General features: G+C 58.5%; 21 protein-coding genes. All 21 read left to right on the top strand.

Annotation, left to right across the window (positions count from 1 at the left end; translation table 11 throughout):
- Window positions 1–70 precede the first annotated feature (70 nt).
- The 21 genes from RE432_RS04230 to rplQ all read left to right on the top strand — a co-directional run bounded on the left by RE432_RS04230 (window position 71) and on the right by rplQ (window position 21,143).
- Window positions 71–9,046, top strand: a complete 8,976-nt coding sequence (locus RE432_RS04230) for a retention module-containing protein (protein WP_310931976.1) — start codon at window positions 71–73, stop codon at window positions 9,044–9,046.
- Window positions 9,047–9,124: 78 nt separating this feature from the next.
- The gene (locus RE432_RS04225) at window positions 9,125–9,811 is read left to right on the top strand and encodes a transglutaminase-like cysteine peptidase (RefSeq protein ID WP_310931975.1); all 687 of its coding nucleotides are present in this window, start codon (window positions 9,125–9,127) and stop codon (window positions 9,809–9,811) included.
- Between the two features lie 54 nt (window positions 9,812–9,865).
- Window positions 9,866–11,872: a LapD/MoxY N-terminal periplasmic domain-containing protein gene (locus tag RE432_RS04220; RefSeq protein WP_310931974.1), complete on the top strand. Its 2,007-nt coding sequence runs from the start codon at window positions 9,866–9,868 to the stop codon at window positions 11,870–11,872.
- A 334-nt stretch (window positions 11,873–12,206) separates the two neighbouring features.
- A complete protein-coding gene (rplN, locus tag RE432_RS04215) occupies window positions 12,207–12,575 on the top strand; it encodes a 50S ribosomal protein L14 (protein ID WP_013743946.1) in 369 nt (122 codons plus the stop codon).
- A gap of 10 nt (window positions 12,576–12,585) precedes the next feature.
- Window positions 12,586–12,906: a 50S ribosomal protein L24 gene (gene rplX / locus RE432_RS04210; RefSeq protein ID WP_310931973.1), complete on the top strand. Its 321-nt coding sequence runs from the start codon at window positions 12,586–12,588 to the stop codon at window positions 12,904–12,906.
- Between the two features lie 12 nt (window positions 12,907–12,918).
- Window positions 12,919–13,458, top strand: a complete 540-nt coding sequence (rplE, locus tag RE432_RS04205; RefSeq protein ID WP_310931972.1) for a 50S ribosomal protein L5 — start codon at window positions 12,919–12,921, stop codon at window positions 13,456–13,458.
- An 11-nt stretch (window positions 13,459–13,469) separates the two neighbouring features.
- Window positions 13,470–13,775, top strand: a complete 306-nt coding sequence (gene rpsN / locus RE432_RS04200) for a 30S ribosomal protein S14 (protein WP_310931971.1) — start codon at window positions 13,470–13,472, stop codon at window positions 13,773–13,775.
- An 11-nt stretch (window positions 13,776–13,786) separates the two neighbouring features.
- Window positions 13,787–14,182 (top strand): 30S ribosomal protein S8, encoded by a 396-nt coding sequence (gene rpsH, locus RE432_RS04195; RefSeq protein WP_310931970.1) that lies wholly within the window; start codon window positions 13,787–13,789, stop codon window positions 14,180–14,182.
- A 10-nt stretch (window positions 14,183–14,192) separates the two neighbouring features.
- Window positions 14,193–14,726, top strand: coding sequence for a 50S ribosomal protein L6 (gene rplF, locus RE432_RS04190; RefSeq protein WP_310931969.1), 534 nt, complete (start codon window positions 14,193–14,195; stop codon window positions 14,724–14,726).
- Window positions 14,727–14,747: 21 nt separating this feature from the next.
- On the top strand, window positions 14,748–15,113 hold the full coding sequence (gene rplR / locus RE432_RS04185) for a 50S ribosomal protein L18 (protein WP_310931968.1): 366 nt from the start codon (window positions 14,748–14,750) through the stop codon (window positions 15,111–15,113).
- 15 nt (window positions 15,114–15,128) lie between these two features.
- Window positions 15,129–15,650 (top strand): 30S ribosomal protein S5, encoded by a 522-nt coding sequence (rpsE, locus tag RE432_RS04180; protein WP_227683198.1) that lies wholly within the window; start codon window positions 15,129–15,131, stop codon window positions 15,648–15,650.
- A gap of 3 nt (window positions 15,651–15,653) precedes the next feature.
- Window positions 15,654–15,839 (top strand): 50S ribosomal protein L30, encoded by a 186-nt coding sequence (gene rpmD, locus RE432_RS04175; protein ID WP_013743938.1) that lies wholly within the window; start codon window positions 15,654–15,656, stop codon window positions 15,837–15,839.
- A gap of 11 nt (window positions 15,840–15,850) precedes the next feature.
- A complete protein-coding gene (gene rplO, locus RE432_RS04170) occupies window positions 15,851–16,291 on the top strand; it encodes a 50S ribosomal protein L15 (protein ID WP_310931967.1) in 441 nt (146 codons plus the stop codon).
- Between the two features lie 9 nt (window positions 16,292–16,300).
- A complete protein-coding gene (gene secY / locus RE432_RS04165) occupies window positions 16,301–17,626 on the top strand; it encodes a preprotein translocase subunit SecY (protein WP_310931966.1) in 1,326 nt (441 codons plus the stop codon).
- Window positions 17,627–17,632: 6 nt separating this feature from the next.
- Window positions 17,633–17,851 (top strand): translation initiation factor IF-1, encoded by a 219-nt coding sequence (gene infA, locus RE432_RS04160; protein ID WP_009523889.1) that lies wholly within the window; start codon window positions 17,633–17,635, stop codon window positions 17,849–17,851.
- 31 nt (window positions 17,852–17,882) lie between these two features.
- Window positions 17,883–17,996, top strand: coding sequence for a 50S ribosomal protein L36 (gene rpmJ, locus RE432_RS04155; RefSeq protein WP_003805360.1), 114 nt, complete (start codon window positions 17,883–17,885; stop codon window positions 17,994–17,996).
- A gap of 33 nt (window positions 17,997–18,029) precedes the next feature.
- The gene (gene rpsM / locus RE432_RS04150; protein ID WP_165023368.1) at window positions 18,030–18,395 is read left to right on the top strand and encodes a 30S ribosomal protein S13; all 366 of its coding nucleotides are present in this window, start codon (window positions 18,030–18,032) and stop codon (window positions 18,393–18,395) included.
- A 14-nt stretch (window positions 18,396–18,409) separates the two neighbouring features.
- The gene (gene rpsK / locus RE432_RS04145; RefSeq protein WP_013743934.1) at window positions 18,410–18,811 is read left to right on the top strand and encodes a 30S ribosomal protein S11; all 402 of its coding nucleotides are present in this window, start codon (window positions 18,410–18,412) and stop codon (window positions 18,809–18,811) included.
- An 11-nt stretch (window positions 18,812–18,822) separates the two neighbouring features.
- Window positions 18,823–19,446, top strand: coding sequence for a 30S ribosomal protein S4 (gene rpsD / locus RE432_RS04140; RefSeq protein WP_310931950.1), 624 nt, complete (start codon window positions 18,823–18,825; stop codon window positions 19,444–19,446).
- 166 nt (window positions 19,447–19,612) lie between these two features.
- On the top strand, window positions 19,613–20,602 hold the full coding sequence (locus RE432_RS04135) for a DNA-directed RNA polymerase subunit alpha (RefSeq protein WP_310931948.1): 990 nt from the start codon (window positions 19,613–19,615) through the stop codon (window positions 20,600–20,602).
- Window positions 20,603–20,759: 157 nt separating this feature from the next.
- Window positions 20,760–21,143: a 50S ribosomal protein L17 gene (rplQ, locus tag RE432_RS04130; RefSeq protein WP_310931946.1), complete on the top strand. Its 384-nt coding sequence runs from the start codon at window positions 20,760–20,762 to the stop codon at window positions 21,141–21,143.
- The last annotated feature ends 73 nt before the right edge of the window (window positions 21,144–21,216 follow it).

Raw genomic sequence — 21,216 nt, 5'->3', positions numbered from 1 at the left:
CATAATTGCGTCGTCTTGTAACTATTTGTGCGCCGCAACTAGCCAATCACCTACTAGGGAATCTTTGGACATGGCAACAACTTCGCTGGTCACACAAGTAACAGGTCAAGCCTGGGTTCGCGGCGCAGACGGTGCACTGAACCCTTTACGTCAAGGTATGCGCGTACCGGCAGACGCCGAAATCGTTACCGCCACAGGGGGGAGCGTGCAGTTGCAGGCCGACGGCCTGCCGCTGATGACCATCGGTGAAAACCGTGATGTCCAGATGGGCCCCGATACCGCCGAAGCGGATGTGGACCCTTCCACAGCGGCGGTCGCCGCGCCGGCCGACCCCGCCGTCGCCCAGGTGCTGGCGGCGCTGAACGATGGCGCCGACCCTTTTGAAAACCTTGATCCTACCGCGGCTGTTGTACAGGGCGGCTCGGGCGGCGATGGCGGCAGCAGCTTTACCCGTTTGGTGGGTATTGTCGAAACCACGACGCCGCTGGGTCTGGAGTACCCGCGCCCGGGCACGCCCAGCGTGGAAGATGTACGGCTGGGCGGCACGGGTGGCAACACCGAAGACGACGAGGCGGTTGTGCAAGTGCCGCTGCCTACATTAACGATCGAAGACCTGAACGCGATCGAGGCAGGGCAAATTACGATTGCCGAAGATGCGGCGGGCGCCGTTTCGGGCAGCTTCACCATCAGCGCAGCCGCTGGCCTGGCCTTCCTGACCGTCGGCAACACGACCCTGACCGCTGCGCAACTGAACAATATTGCAGCAAATCCCGTCACGATCCAGACGGCCAATGGGAACATTACGCTGACCGGTTTCGACCCGGCAACCGGGAAAGTATCGTACGAATACAGCGTTGATGGCGCACAGGACCACTCCGGCGGCGACGATTCGGTCAACGACATCGTACCTATCACGGTGACCGACAGCAGCGGGCGCCAGGTGACCGATAACCTGGGCATCCACATTACCGACACCAACCCTAGCGCCCAGAACGACGATGGCGGGCAGTTGGTTGAAGATGCGGCGGTGGGTGAAATCAGCGGTAATGTGACCGGCAACGATACCGCTTTCGACGGCCCGGGCAACGTAAGCTGGGCAGGTAGCGAAAACGCTGCCGTATTGGCACAGTTGGCGCAGTACGGCGACATCGTCTTGGGCAACGACGGAAAATGGTCGTTCACGCTGGACAATGCCAAGCCTGCGGTTCAGGCACTGGCCGAGGGCCAGGTCATTGATTTCAGTATCAACTATGTACTGACCGATGCCGACGGCGACTCGGTCCAGGCAACGCTATCGTTCAGCATCAAGGGTAGCAACGATACGCCGGTCATCACCTCTGGCGCGCAGTCCGCTACGATTACAGAGATTGCGGACAATGCCACAGGCGAGAATGCCACCGAGCATGCCGCCAACGGCACCATCACCTTTACCGATGTGGATACGCTGGATACCCATAGTGCTTCGGTTCAGGCACAAGGCAACGGCTACCTGGGCACACTGGTGTTGGGTAGTGTGGATGCCGCCACAAAGAGCGTGGACTGGGACTTCACCGTTGAGGACAGCGTGTTGGATTCGCTGGCCGCGGGGCAAACCCTGACGCAGGATTACGTCGTGACTGTTGCTGACGGCCATGGCGGCACAGTCACCCAAACCATCACTATTACGATCGTGGGTACGAATGATGTGCCTGTGATCACCTCGGGTGTGCAGGCCGCTACGATTACCGAGATTGCAGACAAGGCCACAGGCGAGAATGCGACCGAGCATGCTGCCGCTGGCACCATCGCCTTTACCGACGTGGATACGCTGGATGCCCATAGCGCTTCGGTTCAGGCGCAAGGCAACGGCTACCTGGGCACATTGGTATTGGGTAGTGTTGATGCCGCCACAAAGAGCGTGGGCTGGGATTTCACCGTTGAGGACAGCGTGCTGGATTCGCTGGCCGCTGGGCAAACCTTGACGCAGGATTACGTGGTCACGATCGCTGATGGCCACGGCGGGGAAGCTACCCAAACCATCACTATTACGATCGTGGGTACGAATGACGCACCCGTGATTACTTCGGGCGTCCAGGCGGCGACCATTACCGAAGTCGTTGATGGCGAGGCTGGAGAGAACACGCTGCAGCATGAAGCCAATGGCACCATCACGTTTAACGACGTGGACACAATTGATACCCATAGCGCAGCAGTTCGGGCGCTCGGTTCAAGGTATATAGGTTCGTTGACCCTGGAGCCCGTGAACCAATCGGCTGACAGTGTAGGCTGGAATTTCAAGGTTTCGGACAAGGTACTGGATTCACTGGCTGCCGGCCAGACGCTGACGCAGCGCTATGAGATTACCGTTGCCGACGGTCACGGCGGAAGCGCCAAGCAGGTGGTGACGATCACCATAGTGGGTACCAACGATGCCCCGGTCATTGTGTCGGGCAATCAAGACAGCACGATCACAGAGATCGGCGATCATGCCTTCGGCGAGAACGTCTTGCCTCACCTTGCTGGCGGGCTCATCCGCTTCTCGGACGTAGACACGACAGACAGGCATACGGCCACGGTGCAGCCACAGGAAAGCGATTACCTGGGAACGCTGACTCTGAGCCCGGTTGGGCAGCTTACGAATAGCGTGGTGTGGGCATTCTCCGTTGGTGACGGTCAGCTTGACCACCTGGCTGCTGGCGAAACATTGGTTCAGAAGTACGATGTGACCATCGATGACGGTCATGGCGGCACAGTTGTACAGACGATCACGATTACGCTCGTAGGCACGAACGATGCGCCGGTGATTACTTCCACCGTCCAGGCGGCGGCCATCACCGAGGTCGAGGATGGCAAGGCCGGCGAGAACGCTACCGAGCATGCCGCCAACGGTGCGATCACCTTTGCCGATGTGGATCTGACCGATGAGCATACGGCCACCTTCACGGCCCATGGCAACGGCTACCTGGGTACGTTGGTGCTGGGTAATGTTGATCAGACCGGCAACAGCGTGGGCTGGGACTTCAAGGTGCAAGACAGCGTGCTCGATTCGCTGGCCGCTGGGCAGACCCTGACGCAAACCTACACGGTGACGATCAGCGACGGCAAGGGCGGCACGGCCACGCAGGACATCACGATTACCATTACAGGGACCAATGATGCGCCGGTCATCAGCGGTCCGGATACCGGTGCGGTACAGGAAGATGGTGCGTTGACAGCCCAAGGCCAATTGACGGTGGCTGATGTGGACACCACCGACACGCATACCTGGTCGATTGATGGCGATGGCCAGGGTACTTATGGTTCGTTTGCCCTGGATGCGACAGGTAAGTGGGTATACACGCTGGACAACACCAAGCCGGAGGTTCAGGCGCTTGATGCAGGCGATACGCGCACCGAGACCTTCACGGTTCTGGTGGATGACGGCAACGGCGGTATTGACACGCAGTTGGTGACCATCACCGTCCACGGTGCTGACGACAGCGGCAGCGTCACGGTGGATGCGGGTACAGGCAATGATGCGGGCAAGGTGTACGAAGCAGCTCTGGACGATGCGGATGATGGGCGCGAGACCACCACTGGCACGATCAGTGTAAGCAGCACCGACGGCATCGCCACGGTCACCATAGGCGGGACAGAATACGCGCTGGGCGACTGGCTGAACAAGAGCGTAGATACCGGTGAAGGTACGCTGACGATCACATCGGTGACGCCTGCGGCGGATGGCAAGAGTGCCGAGATCGGCTACAGCTATACGCTCAAGGAAGCACAGACGCACGATAAAGCCACGAGCGATGATCAGATCACCGATACCATCGCCGTGACGGTCGACGGGATTGGCGGCTCCACCGCGTCGGGCAACATCACGATCAGTATCGTTGATGATGTGCCCGTGGCTCATGCCATCGATGCGGGTTCCGTCACAGAAGATACGGCTGACACGGCTGTCGGCGGCGACGTCACGGCCGACGCAGGCAACGCCTTCGGCGCCGACGGCGAGCATGCCACAACTGCAGTCACTTGGGGCGATACGATCACCGCCACGCTGGGCGGTGTAACCGTTAACCTGGCTGACTACGGCAGCCTGGAACAGAATCCTGATGGCTCCTGGTCCTTCACTCTGGACAACACCAAGGCAGCCACGCAGCAGCTTCAGGCCGGTCAAAGCATCGATGTCTCCTTCGGCTACAGCCTGACGGATGCCGATGGCGACGTCAAGTCCAGTACGGTCAGCTTCCAGATCCATGGCGCGGATGACAGCGGCAGCGTCACGGTGGATGCGGGTACAGGCGATGATGCGGGCAAAGTGTACGAAGCAGCGCTGAATGACAGCGCCGATGACCGCGAAACAACCACGGGCACGATCAGTGTAAGCAGTACCGACGGCATCGCCACGGTCACCATAGGCGGGACAGAATACGCGCTGGGCGACTGGCTGAACAAGAGCGTAGATACCGGTGAAGGTACGCTGACGATCACATCGGTGACGCCTGCGGCGGATGGCAAGAGTGCCGAGATCGGCTACAGCTATACGCTCAAGGAAGCACAGACGCACGATAAAGCCACGAGCGATGATCAGATCACCGACACCATCGCCGTGACGGTCGACGGGATTGGCGGTTCGACCGCGTCGGGCAACATCACGATCAGCATTGTGGACGACGTGCCGGTGGCCCATGCCATCGATGCGGGTTCCATTACAGAAGACACAGCTGACACGACGGTCGGCGGCGACGTCACGGCTGATGCGGGCAACGCCTTCGGCGCGGACGGCGAGCATGCCACGAGCGCTGTCGACTGGAGCAATACGGTCACCGCCACGCTGGGCGGCGCGTCCGTTGACCTGGCTGACTACGGCAGCCTGGAACAGAATCCTGATGGCACCTGGTCCTTCACTCTGGACAACACCAAAGCGGCCACGCAGCAGTTGGCGGCAGGCCAAAGCATCGATGTCTCCTTCGGCTACAGCCTGACCGATGCCGATGGCGACGTCAAGTCCAGTACGGTCAGCTTCCAGATCCATGGCGCGAACGATGCGCCGATCATTACGAGCGCCCCTGCCGTCGCAACGGTGTCGGAAGAAGGCTTGCCGACGGGCATCGAGGATGATGACGGATCGCCCGCCGACACGACGAACAGCGCGGTGGCAACGGGTCAAGTCACCTTTACCGATGCCGACACCGCAGCGACCAATATCTCGGTATCGCTTACCGTGCCTGCAACGGAACTCAAGTCGCATGGCACCGCCGTGCAGTGGGGTCTAAGCCAAGACGGCCAGACCTTGCTTGGCACAGCAAATGGCCAGGATGTCATCAAGGTCACTATCGATGACGCGGGCAACTATAAGGTGGAAGTGCTTGGACCGGTCGATCATCCAGACACCACGACAGAGGATGTCATCAGCCTGAATGTTGGCGTCGTCGTGAGCGACGGCGCTAAAAGCGCGTCAACCACGATCACCATCAACATCGAAGACGATTCGCCCAAAGTCGTGCAGACGGACGTTGTAGCGGTGACTTCCACCGGTATTCCGGATGTATATACCGGCATGGTGAGCTTTGCGGACGGCGCAGATCAAAACGGCCAAGTGCTTACGTTTGCCAACGGTGCTGTGGAAGTGAGCGCCAAGGGCTTCAAGGCAGAAGACGATCTGACGCTGGTCGCTGCCGATGTCGTCAAGGACAGCAACGGCTTGGGCGTAGACAGTGTCGGCCCCTATTTCCCCATTCCTGGCGAAGTTGATTTCCGCAAGACTGCCGATGATTCCGCGTCGGAAGAACTGACCATCAGGCTGACCGGCGGCAAAGTTGCTTATGGCGCCAAGATCGGGTTTGCCGACATGTTCGGCGGTGAACTGGAAAGAGGGGTCGCCGAGTTCTATCGGGATGGCGTATTGATCGCCACCCAAGAGTTCTCTTCGGATCAAAGCAGCGGCAACTATGCGGCCAACTTCGTTGTGGAAGAAGGCGGTTTCGACACCATCGTTCTGAAGGCGTTGGACAACGGAAAATCACATACCCACAACGACAACAGCGATTTTACGGTCACCAGCGTAGAGTTCCTGGGTACCAGCGAAGTCAAGGCATTTGCTTCGGCCGAGGGCACGTTAAATTATCAGTATGGCGCGGACGGTGCCGGCGATATTGCGCTTACCGGTGTAGAGGGCGGGCTTAAAACCTGGGATGGCAGGGATGTGACATCCACCCTGGTTAGCGATAACTTGATACAAGGCCGGGATAGCAGCGGCGCATTGGTCTACGAGATACGCTTGACTCCTGCGACCGGTAAATGGGAGCTGTTCCAGTACCAGCACATGGCTGAGGGTGATGACGGCAAAATCGACTTCACTTTCAAGGTTACCGATGCCGACGGCGATGGGAAAGAGGGTATGTTCCAGGTTGCGCCGGCGGCTGCACCCGTCGACTTGCCTCCCACAATAGAGGCTGACAGCACGAATCTTTCGGAAGCCAACGTCATCGGACATGGGTCAACGTCGGTGTCTGGCACCATGAATATTGGCGACCCCGATACGCCGGCCGCGCAACTTGAAGTTTCGCTGGTTATTACCCCCGAAATGCAAGGCATGACCTCGGGCGGCGCACCTATCGTATGGGCCACGAGTAACGGTGGCCATACGCTGGAGGGGTCTGCAGGAGGCCAGGTGGTGGTCAAGGTCACGATCGATGATGCGGGCCGGTATGACGTGACCTTGTCGGGCCCTGTTGATCATGGCCAGCCAGGCCAGGACACGCTTGGCCTGAACGTGGGCGTTCAAGTCTCCGATGGCAACACCACGACGGATTCGACGCTTACGATCAATATTCAAGACGATGTGCCGGTTGCCAATCCCTACGCGGATCAGTCGGCAATCCAAACGGTCAGTACGAACGTTCTGCTGATGATTGACGTGTCAGGCAGCATGGGGGGAGAGAAAAACTGGAATGGCTCATTGGTATATCCCAGTGGCGTTTTTGAAAACGGCGTGGAGTTGACCCGCTTGGAAGTTGCCAAACGCGCGATAGCCGCCATGCTGGACAAGTACGATGACTTGGGCGACGTCAAGGTGCGTGTAGTCACATTCAGCAGCAGTGGCTCGCAGAAAGGCGGCGCATGGCTGTCCGTAGACGACGCCATGGACTACATCAATGGGCTGTCTGCAAACGGTGGCACCAACTACGATGCCGCATTGAACTCCGCGACTTCGGCTTGGGGAAGCAATGGCAAGATTCCGGGTGCTAACAATGTTTCGTACTTCTTCTCGGACGGGGCCCCCTCCAGCAACAGCGACGGTATCAACAGTACGGAGCAGACTGCTTGGGAAAACTTCCTGAAGGGTAACGACATCAACTCGTACGCCATCGGCATGGGCACCAATGTGAACGAAGGCAATCTGAAGCCCATTGCGTATGATGGCGTGAATAACAGCAATAATGATGCCGCCAACGTCATTCTTGTCGACAACTTCAATGATCTGGCCGACCGGATTTCCGGCACGGTGGGGTCGCCGACGGTACAAGGCGGCCTGATTTCGGGTTCGCTGACCGAAGGTGCCCATGTGGGCGCGGACGGTGGATATGTGCAGTCGATCACCATCGACGGGGTGACTTACACATACAACCCGGATGCGAACACCGTGTCAGCCAGCGGTGGTGCCTCTGCCGGGGTTTACAACGCTTCTACACATACCCTGACGATTACGACCGGACTTGATGCCAAATTCGTTATCAACCTCGACACCGGTGCATTTACGCATACCGGGGCCACCCAAACCGGTGCTGACCAGTTCAACTACACGGTGGCGGACGGAGACGGCGACTCGGCGAGCTCTACGCTGACCATTACCGTTACAGGTCCTGTGGCGCCGGATGCGGTCAACGACCACATCATCACCAACATTCTTAGCTCGCAGATCACCATTGATTCGGCAGTATTGCTGGCCAACGATCAACCCGGCACAGCGGCTCAGCCGCTGGGCGATGTAACGGTCAATACCGGCTGGCTGGGGGCGGACTTTACTCGGAGCAGCGTACGGACTTACGACTTTGACACTCCGGGCAACCAAAATGGCAACAAGGCGCTGACAGTGGCGCGCAATCAGTTCTCCAAGTCAGGCCAGCCTGCGGATCGGGCTCAGGTCAAGGTGGATGGCTATCTCGCCAAATCTGACAGCACTAACGGCAACAATATAGACATCATTACTGTGGCGCTGGTCGCAGGGGAAAGGCTGACGCTGGATCATGATCTTAGTGCTGGCTGGATCAAGATGGAGTACAAGGCGCCAGGTGGTAACTGGACAGCGATCGATGATGGTTCATTCATAGATGCCCAGCATAGTGGCGACTATGAGATACGTATCACGAATATTCAGGATCCTGGCTCTAACCATTGGTTGTGGGGATGGCAACCGGGCAGTACCGGAGCAGAAGACTACCTGCTCACGATGACGGTCGACTACAGCAACGCACAGGTGGTCAATCCGGCCGATGTGCATGACTCCTACACCCTCAATGGTGCCGCGGGCAGCGATTCGGCTGATATCACCGTGTCTTACCAGGCGGGCAATACGCTGCAGGGTACAGATGGGCATGACACGCTGTTGGCTGGATCTGGCAACGACACACTGATCGGCGGCAAGGGCGACGATATCTTGATTGGCGGCAAAGGCAACGACACCATGACGGGAGGCGAAGGTGACGACACCTTCCTGTGGCTGGCCAATGATCAGGGTTCGACGTCCCATTTCGCCAGTGACACCATCACGGACTTCGGTCTTGGCGGCGCCAAGGGCAACGATGTGCTGGACCTGAGCGATCTGCTGGTGGGCGAGCAGTCTGTGGGCAGGGACGGCCAGGGCAATCTTGACCTGGATGGCTACCTGCACCTGGCACAGAACGGCGCCGATACCGTCATCAAGGTCAACACCCAAGGCAACCTGGGCGCGAACGGCAGCAATGCCGACCAGCAGATCATCCTTAAGGATGTCGATCTGGCCGACCTGGCAGGCAGTGGCAATCAGAACGAAATGATCAAGAACCTGATCGACAGCGGCAAGCTGAATGTCGACCAGTAAGCCGGGTTGTTTGGGGTGCTAAGACGCAACAAATGATTGTTATTATTAACTTTTTGTTTGCTGCGGCTTAGCGTTCCCATGATTGCTGTTCGAGTGCGTCGTCATCTGTTTACGGCCAGCACAGTTATTGTGCTGGCGTTGCCGTTGGCGATTTTTACGCCGCTGCAGGCCCTGCAGTTCGACGCTTCCCGGATCCAGCAGTCGGCGCGGGCCAGCTATGGGCAGCAGGGGGCCGAGACGGTGTCCCGCTGGCTGGCCATGCTGTCTCAGCAGCACGGCCAGCCGGAATCCGCGCAGTTGAAGGCGGTCAACAGTTTCTGGAACGCCACCGTGCGGGGCGGCGAAGACGCAGTGATCTGGAAACAGGCGGATTATTGGGCGACGCCGCTGGAAACCTTGGGCAAGCGGTGGGGCGACTGCGAAGACTTCGTGATCGGCAAGTATTTCTCGTTAGTGCATGTGGGCGTGCCGGCCGAGAAGTTGCGCTTTATTTACGTCAGGGCGCGCTTGGGCGGGCTGGGCAGTTCGCAAACCATTGCGCACATGGTGCTGGGCTATTACAGCAGTCCAGACGCCGAACCCCTGGTGCTGGACAGCTTGACCAGTTCTATTGTGCCGGCCAGCCAGCGGCGCGACCTGACGCCTGTGTTCAGTTTCAATGCCCAAGGTGTTTATGTTGCCGGCGCTGCGCAGGCCCCGGTCGAGCGGATCAGCCGGTGGCGCAATTTGCTTGTCCGCATGGAGCGAGAGGGTTTTCGTCCCTGAAGCAGTCATTTTTCATAGTCGGCTGGGTGCTTCCGGCCTGAAGGCAGAATAACGATGTCCTTACTTAAACAATTGTTGATCAGTGTCACGGTGGCGATTCTATGCATACTGGTGGGGACACTGGTGCTTAGTATTGATGGCGCGCGCACTTATCTGAACAATCAACTGCAGGCGCAAAGCGAAAACGCGGCCTCGTCGCTGGCCTTGTCGTTGTCGCAGCCTGCCAATCAGGACGAGGTGTTGCGCGAGCTGCTGATGTCGGCCTTGTTCGACAGCGGGCAGTTCCGGCAGGTGCGTTTCAGCGGGGTGGACGGGCAGGTGGTGTTTGACCGCAGTATGCCCGCTTCGGTCAGCGGCACTGTCCCCGAATGGTTCAGCCAGGCGCTGCCGCTGAGGCAGCCCTCCGCCGTGCGTTATATCAGCGACGGCTGGAAACAGGTGGGCGAGCTCACGGTAACGGCCGATGACTTGTTCGCGCGCGAGACCTTGTGGAAGACCAGCGCGCGCGTCCTGCTGCTGGTGGTGGGGGCCGGTTTGCTGTGGGCGCTGTTTGTGGTGTTGCTGATGCGTTGGCTCAAGCGTGTGCTGAATGATGAGATTACCGAGCAGGTACGGGCGATCGCCGAGGGCGGGGCGCCCGCCCAACCTCACCGCAGGCGCATCGCCGAGCTTAGCCAGGCGACCCAGGCCATCAAGGAGGTGCGCCAGCGTGTGCGGGCCACGGCGCAAGAGCAGGTAGCCCGCATCGAGTCGCTGCAGCTGGAGCTGAACAGCGATCCGGTGACGGGCCTGGCCAACCGCAAGTTTTTCGTGAATGAGCTGCGCCGTGTCCTTCAGGCCGGCGATGCGGCGTCCGAGGGGCATGTCCTGATTTTCCGCCAGCGCGATCTGGCCGGGGTGAATGCCCAGATGGCACGGGTCGAGGCCGATTCCTGGCTGCGCTCGGTGGGTGAAACGGTGCTTCGCATCCTTCATGACAGCGTCGAGGGGCAAGAGGTCGGGGAAAAACCGCTGCTGGCCCGCTTGAATGGGTCGGATTTTGTGTTGCTGCTGCCGGTGTTCAACGGCTTGCGGGCTACGCGCCTGGTCGAAAAAGTCAGGCAGGCGCTGAGTATTTCACGTGTGCGCGTGGCGGGCGGCGGTTTGTGCCGCTGGAGCCTGGCGCTGACGGATTATTCGGCGGACTGCCTGGTCAGCGATGTCCTGGCCAGGCTGGATCACGGCCTGATGAGTGCGGAGAGCGCGGGGAAAGACAATATAGAGGTGGTTGCCCGTGCCGACGGGCAACCGGGCCTTGCCTCGGCCGCCCCGGGTGAAAAAGCCTGGCGCAGCCTGATCGACGACGCTTTGCTTTATGGCAGGCTGGAACTCAGCGTGCAGCCCTTGGTGTACGAAAACGACACGGTCACTGATCGCCATGAGGCGACGCTGGCATTGCGTGACGAGGCCAATGGCGGCAGCCTGCTGTCGGGCCATTTGTTCATGCCGGCGGCGGTCCGGTTGGGCTTGTCGGCGGCCTGCGACCTGCGCGCCATCGACTTGGGCCTGACCTGGCTGAGCCAGCATCCGGGCAAGCTGGTCGTGCGGGTGTCCCTGCCCTCGCTGCTGCAACCGCATTACCTGCCCGAAATGAAACGCCGCCTGCAGGGCCTGAAGGCGCAGCCCGAAACGGTGAACCGCCTGATTCTGGAAATCGATGCCCATGGGCTTGTGGCCTATGCGGAAGAAGTCGAGGCGTTCTGCCGCGAGGTCGTGTCCGCCGGGGCGGGCGTGGGCCTGCGCCGCCTGGCCGAACAGCCGGCGGCTTTGCTGTACCTGCACCGTGCGCCGCTGCACTACATCAAACTGGGCGGCGACATCATCGGCGGCTTGATGAGCAGTCCAGGCGCCATGCAATTGATGGTGGCGATCAGCGAAACGGCCATCGGCATGGGCATCAAGGTATACGCCGATGAGGTCGGCGATGCGGGAACGGCCGCTGTGCTGCGCGAATACGGCGTACAACTGGCCGAGGGCGCGGTCCCGGTCCAGGAAGAACAGGAAGGCGGCTTCGGAGAATAGTTGGTTGTGGCGCGCGCGCCGCATCGGCGGGGCGCGTATCGGGTTTTTTTGTGCGATACGCCACATAGGGTGAATATTCACTTGCAAACCTTCCCGAAACATTCTATTATCTAGGACTTGCCTATTTCAGGCGGCTGCAACAGCCCTTGGATTAAGGATGCAAGGTGGTTTCGCATGAATAGCGGGGCAGCCAAGTGCAGGCAGGCAAAACACAGTTTTTTTAGCAGATTTCAACCCAGGGCCGGGTATGTGCCGGGCCTGACGGGACCAAAACTGGTTGTGTGGCGTTACCGATGTTGGTGCGCCGCGCGTCTAAGTTGGAACAGGAAAAATCATGATCCAAATGCAGACCACGCTGGACGTGGCCGATAACACTGGCGCACGCTCGATTATGTGCATCAAGGTGTTAGGCGGCTCGAAGCGCCGTTATGCCGCTATCGGTGACATTATCAAGGTTAGTGTCAAAGATGCGGCCCCACGCGGACGCGTCAAGAAGGGCGAAATTTATAACGCAGTAGTGGTTCGTACCGCTAAGGGCGTTCGTCGCAAAGACGGTTCGCTGATCAAGTTCGGTGGCAATGCCGCCGTGCTGCTCAACGCTAAACTGGAACCCATCGGCACCCGTATCTTCGGACCTGTCACGCGCGAGCTGCGTACAGAAAAGTTCATGAAGATCGTGTCTCTGGCTCCAGAAGTGCTGTAAGGAGCCCATCATGGAAAAAATCCGTAAAGGCGACGAGGTCATCGTATTGACCGGTCGCGACAAAAAGCGCCGCGGCACCGTATTGCAGCGTGTTGACGCTGACCATGTGCTGGTAGAAGGCATCAATGTCGTCAAGAAGCACGTCAAGGCCAATCCCATGGCGGGTTCGCAAGGCGGCATCATCGACAAGACCATGCCCATCCACATTTCCAATGTGGCCCTTTTCAACCCCGAGACCGGCAAGGCCGATCGCGTTGGCGTGAAAGTGGTGGATGGCAGCAAGGTCCGTGTATTCCGTTCCAGCGGCGCTGTCGTTGGCGCCAAGGCTTAAGGGGCGAAGAACATGGCTCGTTTACAAGAGTTTTACCGCAGCAAGGTCATGGCCGACCTGCAAGCCAAATTTGGCTACAAAAGCATCATGGAAGTGCCGCGCATCAGCAAGATCACCCTGAACATGGGTGTGTCCGAAGCGGTTGCCGACAAGAAAGTCATTGAGCATGCAGTCTCTGACTTGACCAAGATCGCAGGCCAGAAGCCAGTTGTCACCAAGACACGCAAAGCCATCGCGGGCTTCAAGATCCGTGAAGACTACCCCATCGGCTGCATGGTCACTCTGCGTGGCCGCCGCATGTACGAATTTCTTGACCGCCTGGTCGCCGTGGCACTGCCGCGCGTGCGCGACTTCCGCGGTATTTCGGGTCGTGCTTTCGATGGACGTGGCAACTACAACATCGGGGTGAAAGAGCAAATCATTTTCCCTGAAATCGAATACGACAAAATCGACGCCGTACGTGGGATGAACATCAGCATCACCACGACAGCCAAGACCGACGACGAAGCCAAGGCACTGCTTACCGCCTTTAGCTTCCCGTTTCGCAATTAAGGGGCGATGACGTGGCAAAACTTTCACTCATCAATCGCGATATCAAACGCGCCAAGCTGGCAGAAAAATTTGCACCCAAGCGTGCCGCACTGAAAGCCATCATCGACGACCAGACCAAGTCCGACGAAGAACGCTATCAGGCTCGCCTGCAACTGCAACAACTGCCGCGCAATGCAAACCCGACCCGCCAACGCAATCGTTGCGTGGTGACCGGCCGTTCGCGCGGTGTTTACAGCAAGTTCGGTTTAACTCGTCACAAATTGCGTGAAATGGCAATGCGTGGCGAAGTGCCGGGCATGACCAAAGCCAGCTGGTAGGAGAAATACACATGAGCATGAGCGATCCCATCGCCGACATGTTGACCCGCGTGCGCAATGCGCAACAAGTCAACAAAACGTCGGTCAGCATGCCCTCCTCGAAGCTTAAGGCAGCCATTGCTGCCGTGCTGAAAGACGAAGGCTACATCGACAGTTTCCAGATCACCGGCGACCAGGCCAAGCCTGTCCTCGAGATCACCCTGAAATACTACGCTGGCCGTCCGGTCATCGAGCGCATCGACCGCGTTTCCCGTCCAGGGCTGCGCATTTACAAAGGCAGCAAGACCATTCCTCAAGTGATGAATGGCCTGGGCGTCGCCATTGTATCGACGCCGCGCGGTGTCATGACCGATCGCAAAGCACGCGCCACCGGCGTGGGCGGCGAAGTACTGTGCTACGTGGCCTAAGGAGATACATATGTCACGTATTGCTAAGTACCCGGTCCCCGTACCCCAGGGCGTAGAAGCCACGATCAGCGCAGGCCAGATTGCCGTTAAAGGTCCTTTGGGCACGCTGACGCAAGACTTGACGGGCGACGTCGTCGTTCGTCAAGAAGACGGTCAACTGACATTTGCTGTTGCCAACGAGTCCCGCCAGGCCAAGGCCATGTCGGGCACATTGCGCGCATTGGTTGCCAACATGGTAACGGGCGTCAGCAAAGGCTTCGAGCGTCGTCTCAACCTGGTCGGCGTGGGTTTCCGCGCTCAGGTTCAGGGCGAAGCACTGAAGTTGCAGCTTGGTTTTTCCCATGACATCGTTCACAGCATGCCTGCTGGCGTCAAGGTCGAGTGCCCCACTCAGACCGAGATCGTCATCAAGGGCGCCAACAAGCAGGTCGTTGGCCAGGTGGCTGCTGAAATCCGTGCATACCGCGAACCCGAACCCTACAAGGGCAAGGGCGTGCGTTACGCCGATGAACGCGTCATCATCAAAGAAACCAAGAAGAAATAAGCGCGCAGGCAAGGACGAATTATGGACAAGAAAATCTCCCGTTTGCGTCGTGCGGTTTCGACTCGCCGGAAAATCTCCGAGTTGCGTGTACATCGCCTCTCGATTTACCGCTCGAATCTGCACATTTACGCGAACATCATTTCGCCGGAAGGCGATCGTGTGCTCGTCAGCGCTTCCACGCTCGAGCCCGAAGTGCGCAAAGAGCTCGCCAGCCAGAAAGTCAACGGCGGCAACACTGCCGCTGCAGGCCTGGTCGGCAAGCGCGTAGCCGAAAAAGCAAAAGCTGCCGGTATCGAGCTGGTTGCATTTGATCGTTCGGGCTTCCGTTATCATGGCCGCGTCAAAGCGCTGGCCGACGCCGCGCGTGAAGCCGGCTTGAAATTCTAAGCAAGGAATTGTCAAATGGCTAAAGCACAAGGCAGGCAAGCCGCCGAAAAAGAAAACGACGACGGCTTGCGTGAAAAAATGATTGCGGTCAACCGCGTCAGCAAGGTGGTCAAGGGTGGTCGCACCATGAGCTTTGCTGCGTTGACCGTAGTAGGTGATGGCGATGGCCGCATCGGCATGGGCAAAGGTAAAGCCCGTGAAGTGCCCGTCGCTGTACAAAAAGCAATGGAACAGGCACGCCGCGGTCTGGTCAAGGTGTCGCTCAAGAACGGCACGCTGCACCACACTGTCGTTGGCAAGCATGGCGCCTCTACCGTTCTCATTTCGCCAGCCGCTGAAGGTACCGGTGTGATCGCCGGCGGCCCGATGCGCGCTATTTTCGAAGTGATGGGCGTTCGTAACGTGGTTGCAAAGAGCCTGGGCTCCAGCAATCCTTACAACTTGGTCCGCGCAACGCTGAACGGCTTGCGTGCCTGCTCGACTCCTGCCGAAGTGGCTGCCAAGCGCGGCAAGTCGGTAGAAGAAATTCTGGGGTAAGTCATGGCACAGAAGCAAATCAAAGTTACTCTCGTGCGCTCTGTCATCGGCACCAAGGCATCTCACCGCGCAACCGTGCGTGGTCTGGGCCTGGGCCGCATTAACAGCAGCCGTGTATTGGTCGATACGCCCGAGGTGCGTGGGATGATCCGCAAGGTGGATTACCTCGTTACCGTCTCGGAAGCCTGAAAGGAATCGGGATGTCAGAAACTCAACTTAATACGCTAAAGCCGGCTGAAGGCGCCAAGCATGCTCGCCGCCGTGTCGGTCGCGGTATTGGCTCGGGCCTGGGTAAAACCGCTGGCCGCGGCCATAAAGGTCAAAAATCGCGCACTGGCGGTTTCCACAAGGTCGGTTTTGAAGGCGGTCAAATGCCTTTGCAACGCCGTCTGCCGAAACGCGGCTTCACGCCTTTGGGCCAACACCTGTCGGCCGAGGTTCGCCTGTCCGACCTCGAACGCCTGCCTGTCGACGAAATCGACGTGCAAGTGCTCAAGCAAGCCGGTGTGGTGGGCCAGGCCGTTCGTTACGCCAAGGTCATCAAGTCCGGCGAACTGACGCGCAAGGTCGTCCTGAAAGGGATTGCCGCGACGGCCGGCGCTCGCGCCGCAATCGAAGCTGCTGGCGGTTCGCTGGCTTAAGGGGCAACGGTGGCTAAAGCTCAGGCACAGAGTAAATCGGGTTCCCGCTACGGCGATTTGAAACGCCGTATCGTGTTCTTGGTACTCGCCCTGGTGGTCTATCGGTTGGGAACGCACATTCCCGTCCCTGGCATCAACCCCGATGCGCTGGCCGACATGTTCCAACAGAACCAGGGCGGTATCCTGGGTTTGTTCAACATGTTCTCCGGTGGCGCGCTTGAACGGTTTTCCGTGTTCGCGCTGGGCATCATGCCGTATATCTCCGCGTCCATCATCATGCAGTTGATGGCGGTCGTGGTGCCTACCCTGGAAGCGATCAAGAAAGAAGGCGAATCGGGCCGGCGCAAGATCACCCAGTACACCCGCTACGGCACGGTGTTCCTGGCGCTGATCCAGGCAGTCGGTATTTCGGTCGCGCTTGAGTCGCAGCCCGGGCTGGTCATTGATCCAGGCTTGATGTTCCGCTTTACCACCATCGTTACGCTGGTGACCGGCACCATGTTCCTCATGTGGCTGGGCGAGCAGATTACCGAGCGTGGCATGGGCAACGGTATTTCCATCCTGATTTTTGCCGGGATCGTCGCGGGCTTGCCCAGCGCGCTGGCCGGAATGCTGGATCTGGTGCGTACCGATTCCATGTCGGTGTTGTCGGCGCTGTTCATCTTCGTGATGGTCATCGCGGTTACTTACTTCGTGGTGTTCGTTGAACGCGGCCAGCGCCGCGTCACGGTCAACTACGCCAAGCGTCAGGTTGGCAACAAGATCTACGGTGGGCAAAGTTCGCACTTGCCCCTCAAGCTGAATATGTCCGGGGTCATCCCGCCCATCTTCGCCTCGTCGATCATTCTGTTGCCCGCCACGGTAACCAGCTGGTTCTCCAGCAATCCGAACATGCGTTGGCTGGGTGATCTGGCTGCAGTCTTGTCGCCGGGGCAACCGCTGTACATTACGTTGTATTCCGCCGCCATTATTTTCTTTTGCTTCTTTTATACGGCATTGGTGTTCAACAGTCGTGAAACGGCAGATAACCTGAAGAAAAGCGGTGCTTTTGTTCCGGGTATCCGGCCAGGTGAGCAAACTTCGCGCTATATCGACAAGATACTGATGCGATTGACCCTGGCAGGCGCTCTTTACATAACTTTGGTGTGCTTGTTGCCCGAACTTATGCAAGCGCGCTGGAACGTGCCGTTCTATTTCGGTGGCACCTCTCTGTTAATTATCGTGGTGGTGACCATGGATTTCATGGCGCAGGCTCAGGCCTACATGATGTCTCACCAATACGACTCGCTGCTCAAGAAGGCCAACTTCAAGGGTGCGGGACTGCCAATGCGGTAGAAGGGAATGGCAAAGGACGACGTCATACAAATGCAAGGTGAGGTTCTCGAGAACCTTCCCAACGCAACTTTTCGCGTCAAGCTCGAAAACGGCCACGTAGTGCTAGGCCACATATCAGGCAAGATGCGTATGCATTACATCCGGATTCTGCCGGGTGACAAGGTCACAGTGGAGCTCACGCCCTATGACCTGTCGCGTGCCAGAATTGTCTTCCGCTCTAAATAAGCGGCCGGTTACAGGAAACTAGGAGTCAACCATGAAGGTAATGGCATCGGTAAAGCGGATCTGCCGCAACTGCAAGATCATTAAACGTCACGGCGTGGTGCGCGTCATTTGCACCGACCCACGTCACAAGCAGCGCCAGGGCTAACGCCAGGCGCAACGGATTTAACAAGGAACAGTCATGGCCCGTATTGCTGGCATCAACATTCCGCCGCATCAACACGCCGAAATCGGTCTTACCGCTATTTTTGGTATTGGTCGCACTCGCGCTCGCAAAATCTGCGAAGCCGCGGGCATCGAACTTTCCAAGAAGGTCAAAGATCTGACCGACGCCGAACTCGAGCGTATCCGCGAACACGTTGGCGTGTTCACGGTTGAAGGTGATTTGCGTCGCGAAGTACAACTGTCGATCAAGCGTCTGATCGATTTGGGAACTTACCGGGGTATGCGCCACAAGCGTGGCCTGCCCGTACGCGGCCAACGTACGCGTACCAACGCCCGCACCCGTAAAGGGCCGCGTCGCGCTGCTGCTTCCCTGAAGAAATAATCGAGGAATAGAAGATGGCGAAAGCTTCCAACAGCGGCGCATCGCGCGTACGCAAGAAAATCAAGAAGAGCGTGTCGGACGGCATTGCGCACGTTCACGCGTCCTTCAACAACACGATCATCACCATTACCGATCGCCAGGGCAATGCCTTGTCGTGGGCGACGTCCGGTGGTGCAGGTTTCAAGGGCTCGCGCAAGTCCACGCCGTTCGCCGCCCAGGTGGCTGCCGAATCGGCCGGCCGCGTAGCGTTGGAATATGGCATCAAAACACTAGAAGTTCGCATCAAGGGCCCCGGTCCTGGCCGCGAGTCGTCCGTGCGTGCGCTGAATGCGCTGGGTATCAAGATTTCCAGCATTTCAGACATCACGCCCGTGCCGCATAACGGCTGCCGTCCGCCCAAGCGTCGTCGCATCTAAGGGGAAGCATCTTGGCACGTTATATTGGACCTAAATGCAAACTCTCGCGTCGCGAGGGTACAGATTTGTTCTTGAAGAGCGCACGTCGCTCGCTCGATTCGAAATGCAAAATCGAATCCAAACCCGGCCAGCATGGCCGTACTTCGGGCGCTCGTACGTCCGACTACGGTGTGCAGCTGCGCGAGAAGCAAAAACTCAAGCGCATGTACGGCGTTCTGGAAAAGCAGTTCCGCAAATATTTCGCTGAAGCTGAGCGTCGCCGTGGCAACACTGGCGAGACCCTGATTCAGTTGCTGGAATCGCGCCTGGACAACGTCGTCTACCGCATGGGCTTTGGCTCGACGCGCGCAGAAGCCCGTCAGTTGGTGAACCACCGTGCTGTCGAACTCAACGGCCACACCGCAGACATCGCTTCCATGCTGGTCAAGGCGGGTGACGTGATTTCGATTCGCGAGAAAGCCAAATCGCAGTTGCGCATTCGTGAATCGCTCGATCTGGCGACCGGCCAAGGCCTGCCGCAGTGGGTCGAAGTCGACGCCAACAAGCTCACCGGTACCTTCAAGCAAGCTCCCGACCGCGCTGATGTCGCCCGCGACGTCAACGAGTCGATGGTTGTCGAGTTGTACTCGCGCTAATCGCAGTAGTTGTACTCGCGCTAATCGCAGTATTGCAGTATTGCCGCAAACCGCCCACTTCTTCGGCCTTGGCTGGAAAGTGGGCTTTGCGGTTCTTCGCCGGTTCGCCGGCTTGTCCGTCAGCCTTATCGGTGTAACGAGCCGAGGGTATTGAAAAGGAACACACATGTCGTCTCAAGGTTTTCTGAAACCCCGTTCTATCGAAGTCGAACCCGTTGGCAAGAATCACGCTCGTGTCGTGATGGAGCCGTTCGAGCGTGGCTATGGCCACACGCTGGGCAATGCCCTGCGCCGCATCCTGTTGTCGTCCATGACCGGTTACGCGCCCACTGAAGTCCAAATGACGGGCGTGGTGCACGAGTACTCGACCATTGCCGGCGTTCGCGAAGATGTGGTCGACATTCTGCTGAACCTGAAGGGCGTGGTGTTCAAGCTGCACAACCGCGAAGAAGTGACGCTGGTACTGCGCAAGCAGGGCGCCGGCGTTGTACTGGCCAGCGATATCGAATTGCCGCACGATGTGGAAATCATCAACCCCGATCACGTCATTGCCACGTTGACCGACGCAGGCAAGCTTGAAATGCAGATCAAGGTCGAGCAAGGCCGCGGCTACGTGCCCGGTAATATCCGCGCCCTGTCCGATGACCGCACCCACACCATCGGCCGTATTTTGCTCGACGCATCGTACAGCCCGGTGCGCCGCGTCAGCTACGCTGTCGAAAGCGCGCGTGTTGAACAGCGTACCGACCTCGACAAGCTGGTGCTCGATATCGAAACCAACGGTGTGGTCTCGCCTGAAGAAGCGGTTCGTCAATCGGCACGCATCCTGATGGACCAGATTTCGGTATTCGCCGCCCTGGAAGGTGCTGGCGATTCGTACGACACGGCACCGTCGCGCGGCACGCCGCAGATCGACCCCGTGTTGCTGCGCCCGGTCGACGATCTGGAACTCACCGTCCGTTCGGCCAACTGCCTGAAGGCCGAAAACATCTACTACATCGGCGACTTGATCCAGCGTACCGAAAACGAATTGCTCAAGACCCCCAACCTGGGCCGCAAATCGTTGAACGAAATCAAGGAAGTGCTTGCCGCGCGCGGCCTGACTTTGGGCATGAAGCTCGAGAACTGGCCTCCCCTGGGTCTGGAACGTCCGTAATTGCAACAAGGCGGGCTGCTTTGGCGGCCCGCTCAAGAAATGGGGCGATGGCACAAATGTGTTAAAGTCCCGCCTTCACCCGGACCGCAGCATTGCTGATAGAAGAGCCGGTTAACCAGCGGATTCGTCCGCTAACCTAGATTCAAAGGAAAACATCATGCGTCACCGTAGTGGTCTGCGTAAACTAAATCGCACCAGCAGTCATCGTCTTGCCATGTTCCGCAACATGGCCGTTTCGTTGCTGACTCACGAAGCCATCAAAACTACTTTGCCCAAAGCGAAAGAGCTGCGCCGCGTCGTCGAGCCGCTGATCACGCTGGGTAAAGAACCCACCCTGGCCAACAAGCGCCTGGCTTTCGCCCGCCTGCGCGACCGCGATGCCGTGGTCAAGCTGTTTGCCGAAATCGGTCCTCGCTATAAAGAGCGCAACGGCGGCTACACCCGTGTGCTGAAAATGGGTTTCCGTCAGGGCGATAACGCCCCCATGGCATTCATGGAGCTTGTCGACCGTCCGGAAGTCGAGGAAGTCGAAGCCGAATAAAGGCTCAAGCACTCCAGAAGAACGGGCCTAGGGCCCGTTTTTTTATACACGGTAAAATCGCTTGTATGCAGTG

Origin of the sequence: Pusillimonas sp. SM2304, assembly GCF_031628915.1 — a bacterium.
GTDB lineage: Bacteria > Pseudomonadota > Gammaproteobacteria > Burkholderiales > Burkholderiaceae_B > Pusillimonas_C.
Note: the sequence above shows the minus strand (reverse complement) of the source record. Positions and strands in the feature narration are given on the sequence as shown.

Excerpts from the sequence above, each read along its gene's own strand:
- RE432_RS04230 (WP_310931976.1), top strand. The coding sequence starts at position 71 with ATGGCAACAACTTCGCTGGTCACACAAGTAACAGGTCAAGCCTGGGTT.
- RE432_RS04225 (WP_310931975.1), top strand. The coding sequence starts at position 9,125 with ATGATTGCTGTTCGAGTGCGTCGTCATCTGTTTACGGCCAGCACAGTT.
- RE432_RS04220 (WP_310931974.1), top strand. The coding sequence starts at position 9,866 with ATGTCCTTACTTAAACAATTGTTGATCAGTGTCACGGTGGCGATTCTA.
- rplN (WP_013743946.1), top strand. The coding sequence starts at position 12,207 with ATGATCCAAATGCAGACCACGCTGGACGTGGCCGATAACACTGGCGCA.
- rplX (WP_310931973.1), top strand. The coding sequence starts at position 12,586 with ATGGAAAAAATCCGTAAAGGCGACGAGGTCATCGTATTGACCGGTCGC.
- rplE (WP_310931972.1), top strand. The coding sequence starts at position 12,919 with ATGGCTCGTTTACAAGAGTTTTACCGCAGCAAGGTCATGGCCGACCTG.
- rpsH (WP_310931970.1), top strand. The coding sequence starts at position 13,787 with ATGAGCATGAGCGATCCCATCGCCGACATGTTGACCCGCGTGCGCAAT.
- rplF (WP_310931969.1), top strand. The coding sequence starts at position 14,193 with ATGTCACGTATTGCTAAGTACCCGGTCCCCGTACCCCAGGGCGTAGAA.
- rplR (WP_310931968.1), top strand. The coding sequence starts at position 14,748 with ATGGACAAGAAAATCTCCCGTTTGCGTCGTGCGGTTTCGACTCGCCGG.
- rpsE (WP_227683198.1), top strand. The coding sequence starts at position 15,129 with ATGGCTAAAGCACAAGGCAGGCAAGCCGCCGAAAAAGAAAACGACGAC.
- rpmD (WP_013743938.1), top strand. The coding sequence starts at position 15,654 with ATGGCACAGAAGCAAATCAAAGTTACTCTCGTGCGCTCTGTCATCGGC.
- rplO (WP_310931967.1), top strand. The coding sequence starts at position 15,851 with ATGTCAGAAACTCAACTTAATACGCTAAAGCCGGCTGAAGGCGCCAAG.
- infA (WP_009523889.1), top strand. The coding sequence starts at position 17,633 with ATGGCAAAGGACGACGTCATACAAATGCAAGGTGAGGTTCTCGAGAAC.
- rpmJ (WP_003805360.1), top strand. The coding sequence starts at position 17,883 with ATGAAGGTAATGGCATCGGTAAAGCGGATCTGCCGCAACTGCAAGATC.
- rpsM (WP_165023368.1), top strand. The coding sequence starts at position 18,030 with ATGGCCCGTATTGCTGGCATCAACATTCCGCCGCATCAACACGCCGAA.
- rpsK (WP_013743934.1), top strand. The coding sequence starts at position 18,410 with ATGGCGAAAGCTTCCAACAGCGGCGCATCGCGCGTACGCAAGAAAATC.
- RE432_RS04135 (WP_310931948.1), top strand. The coding sequence starts at position 19,613 with ATGTCGTCTCAAGGTTTTCTGAAACCCCGTTCTATCGAAGTCGAACCC.
- rplQ (WP_310931946.1), top strand. The coding sequence starts at position 20,760 with ATGCGTCACCGTAGTGGTCTGCGTAAACTAAATCGCACCAGCAGTCAT.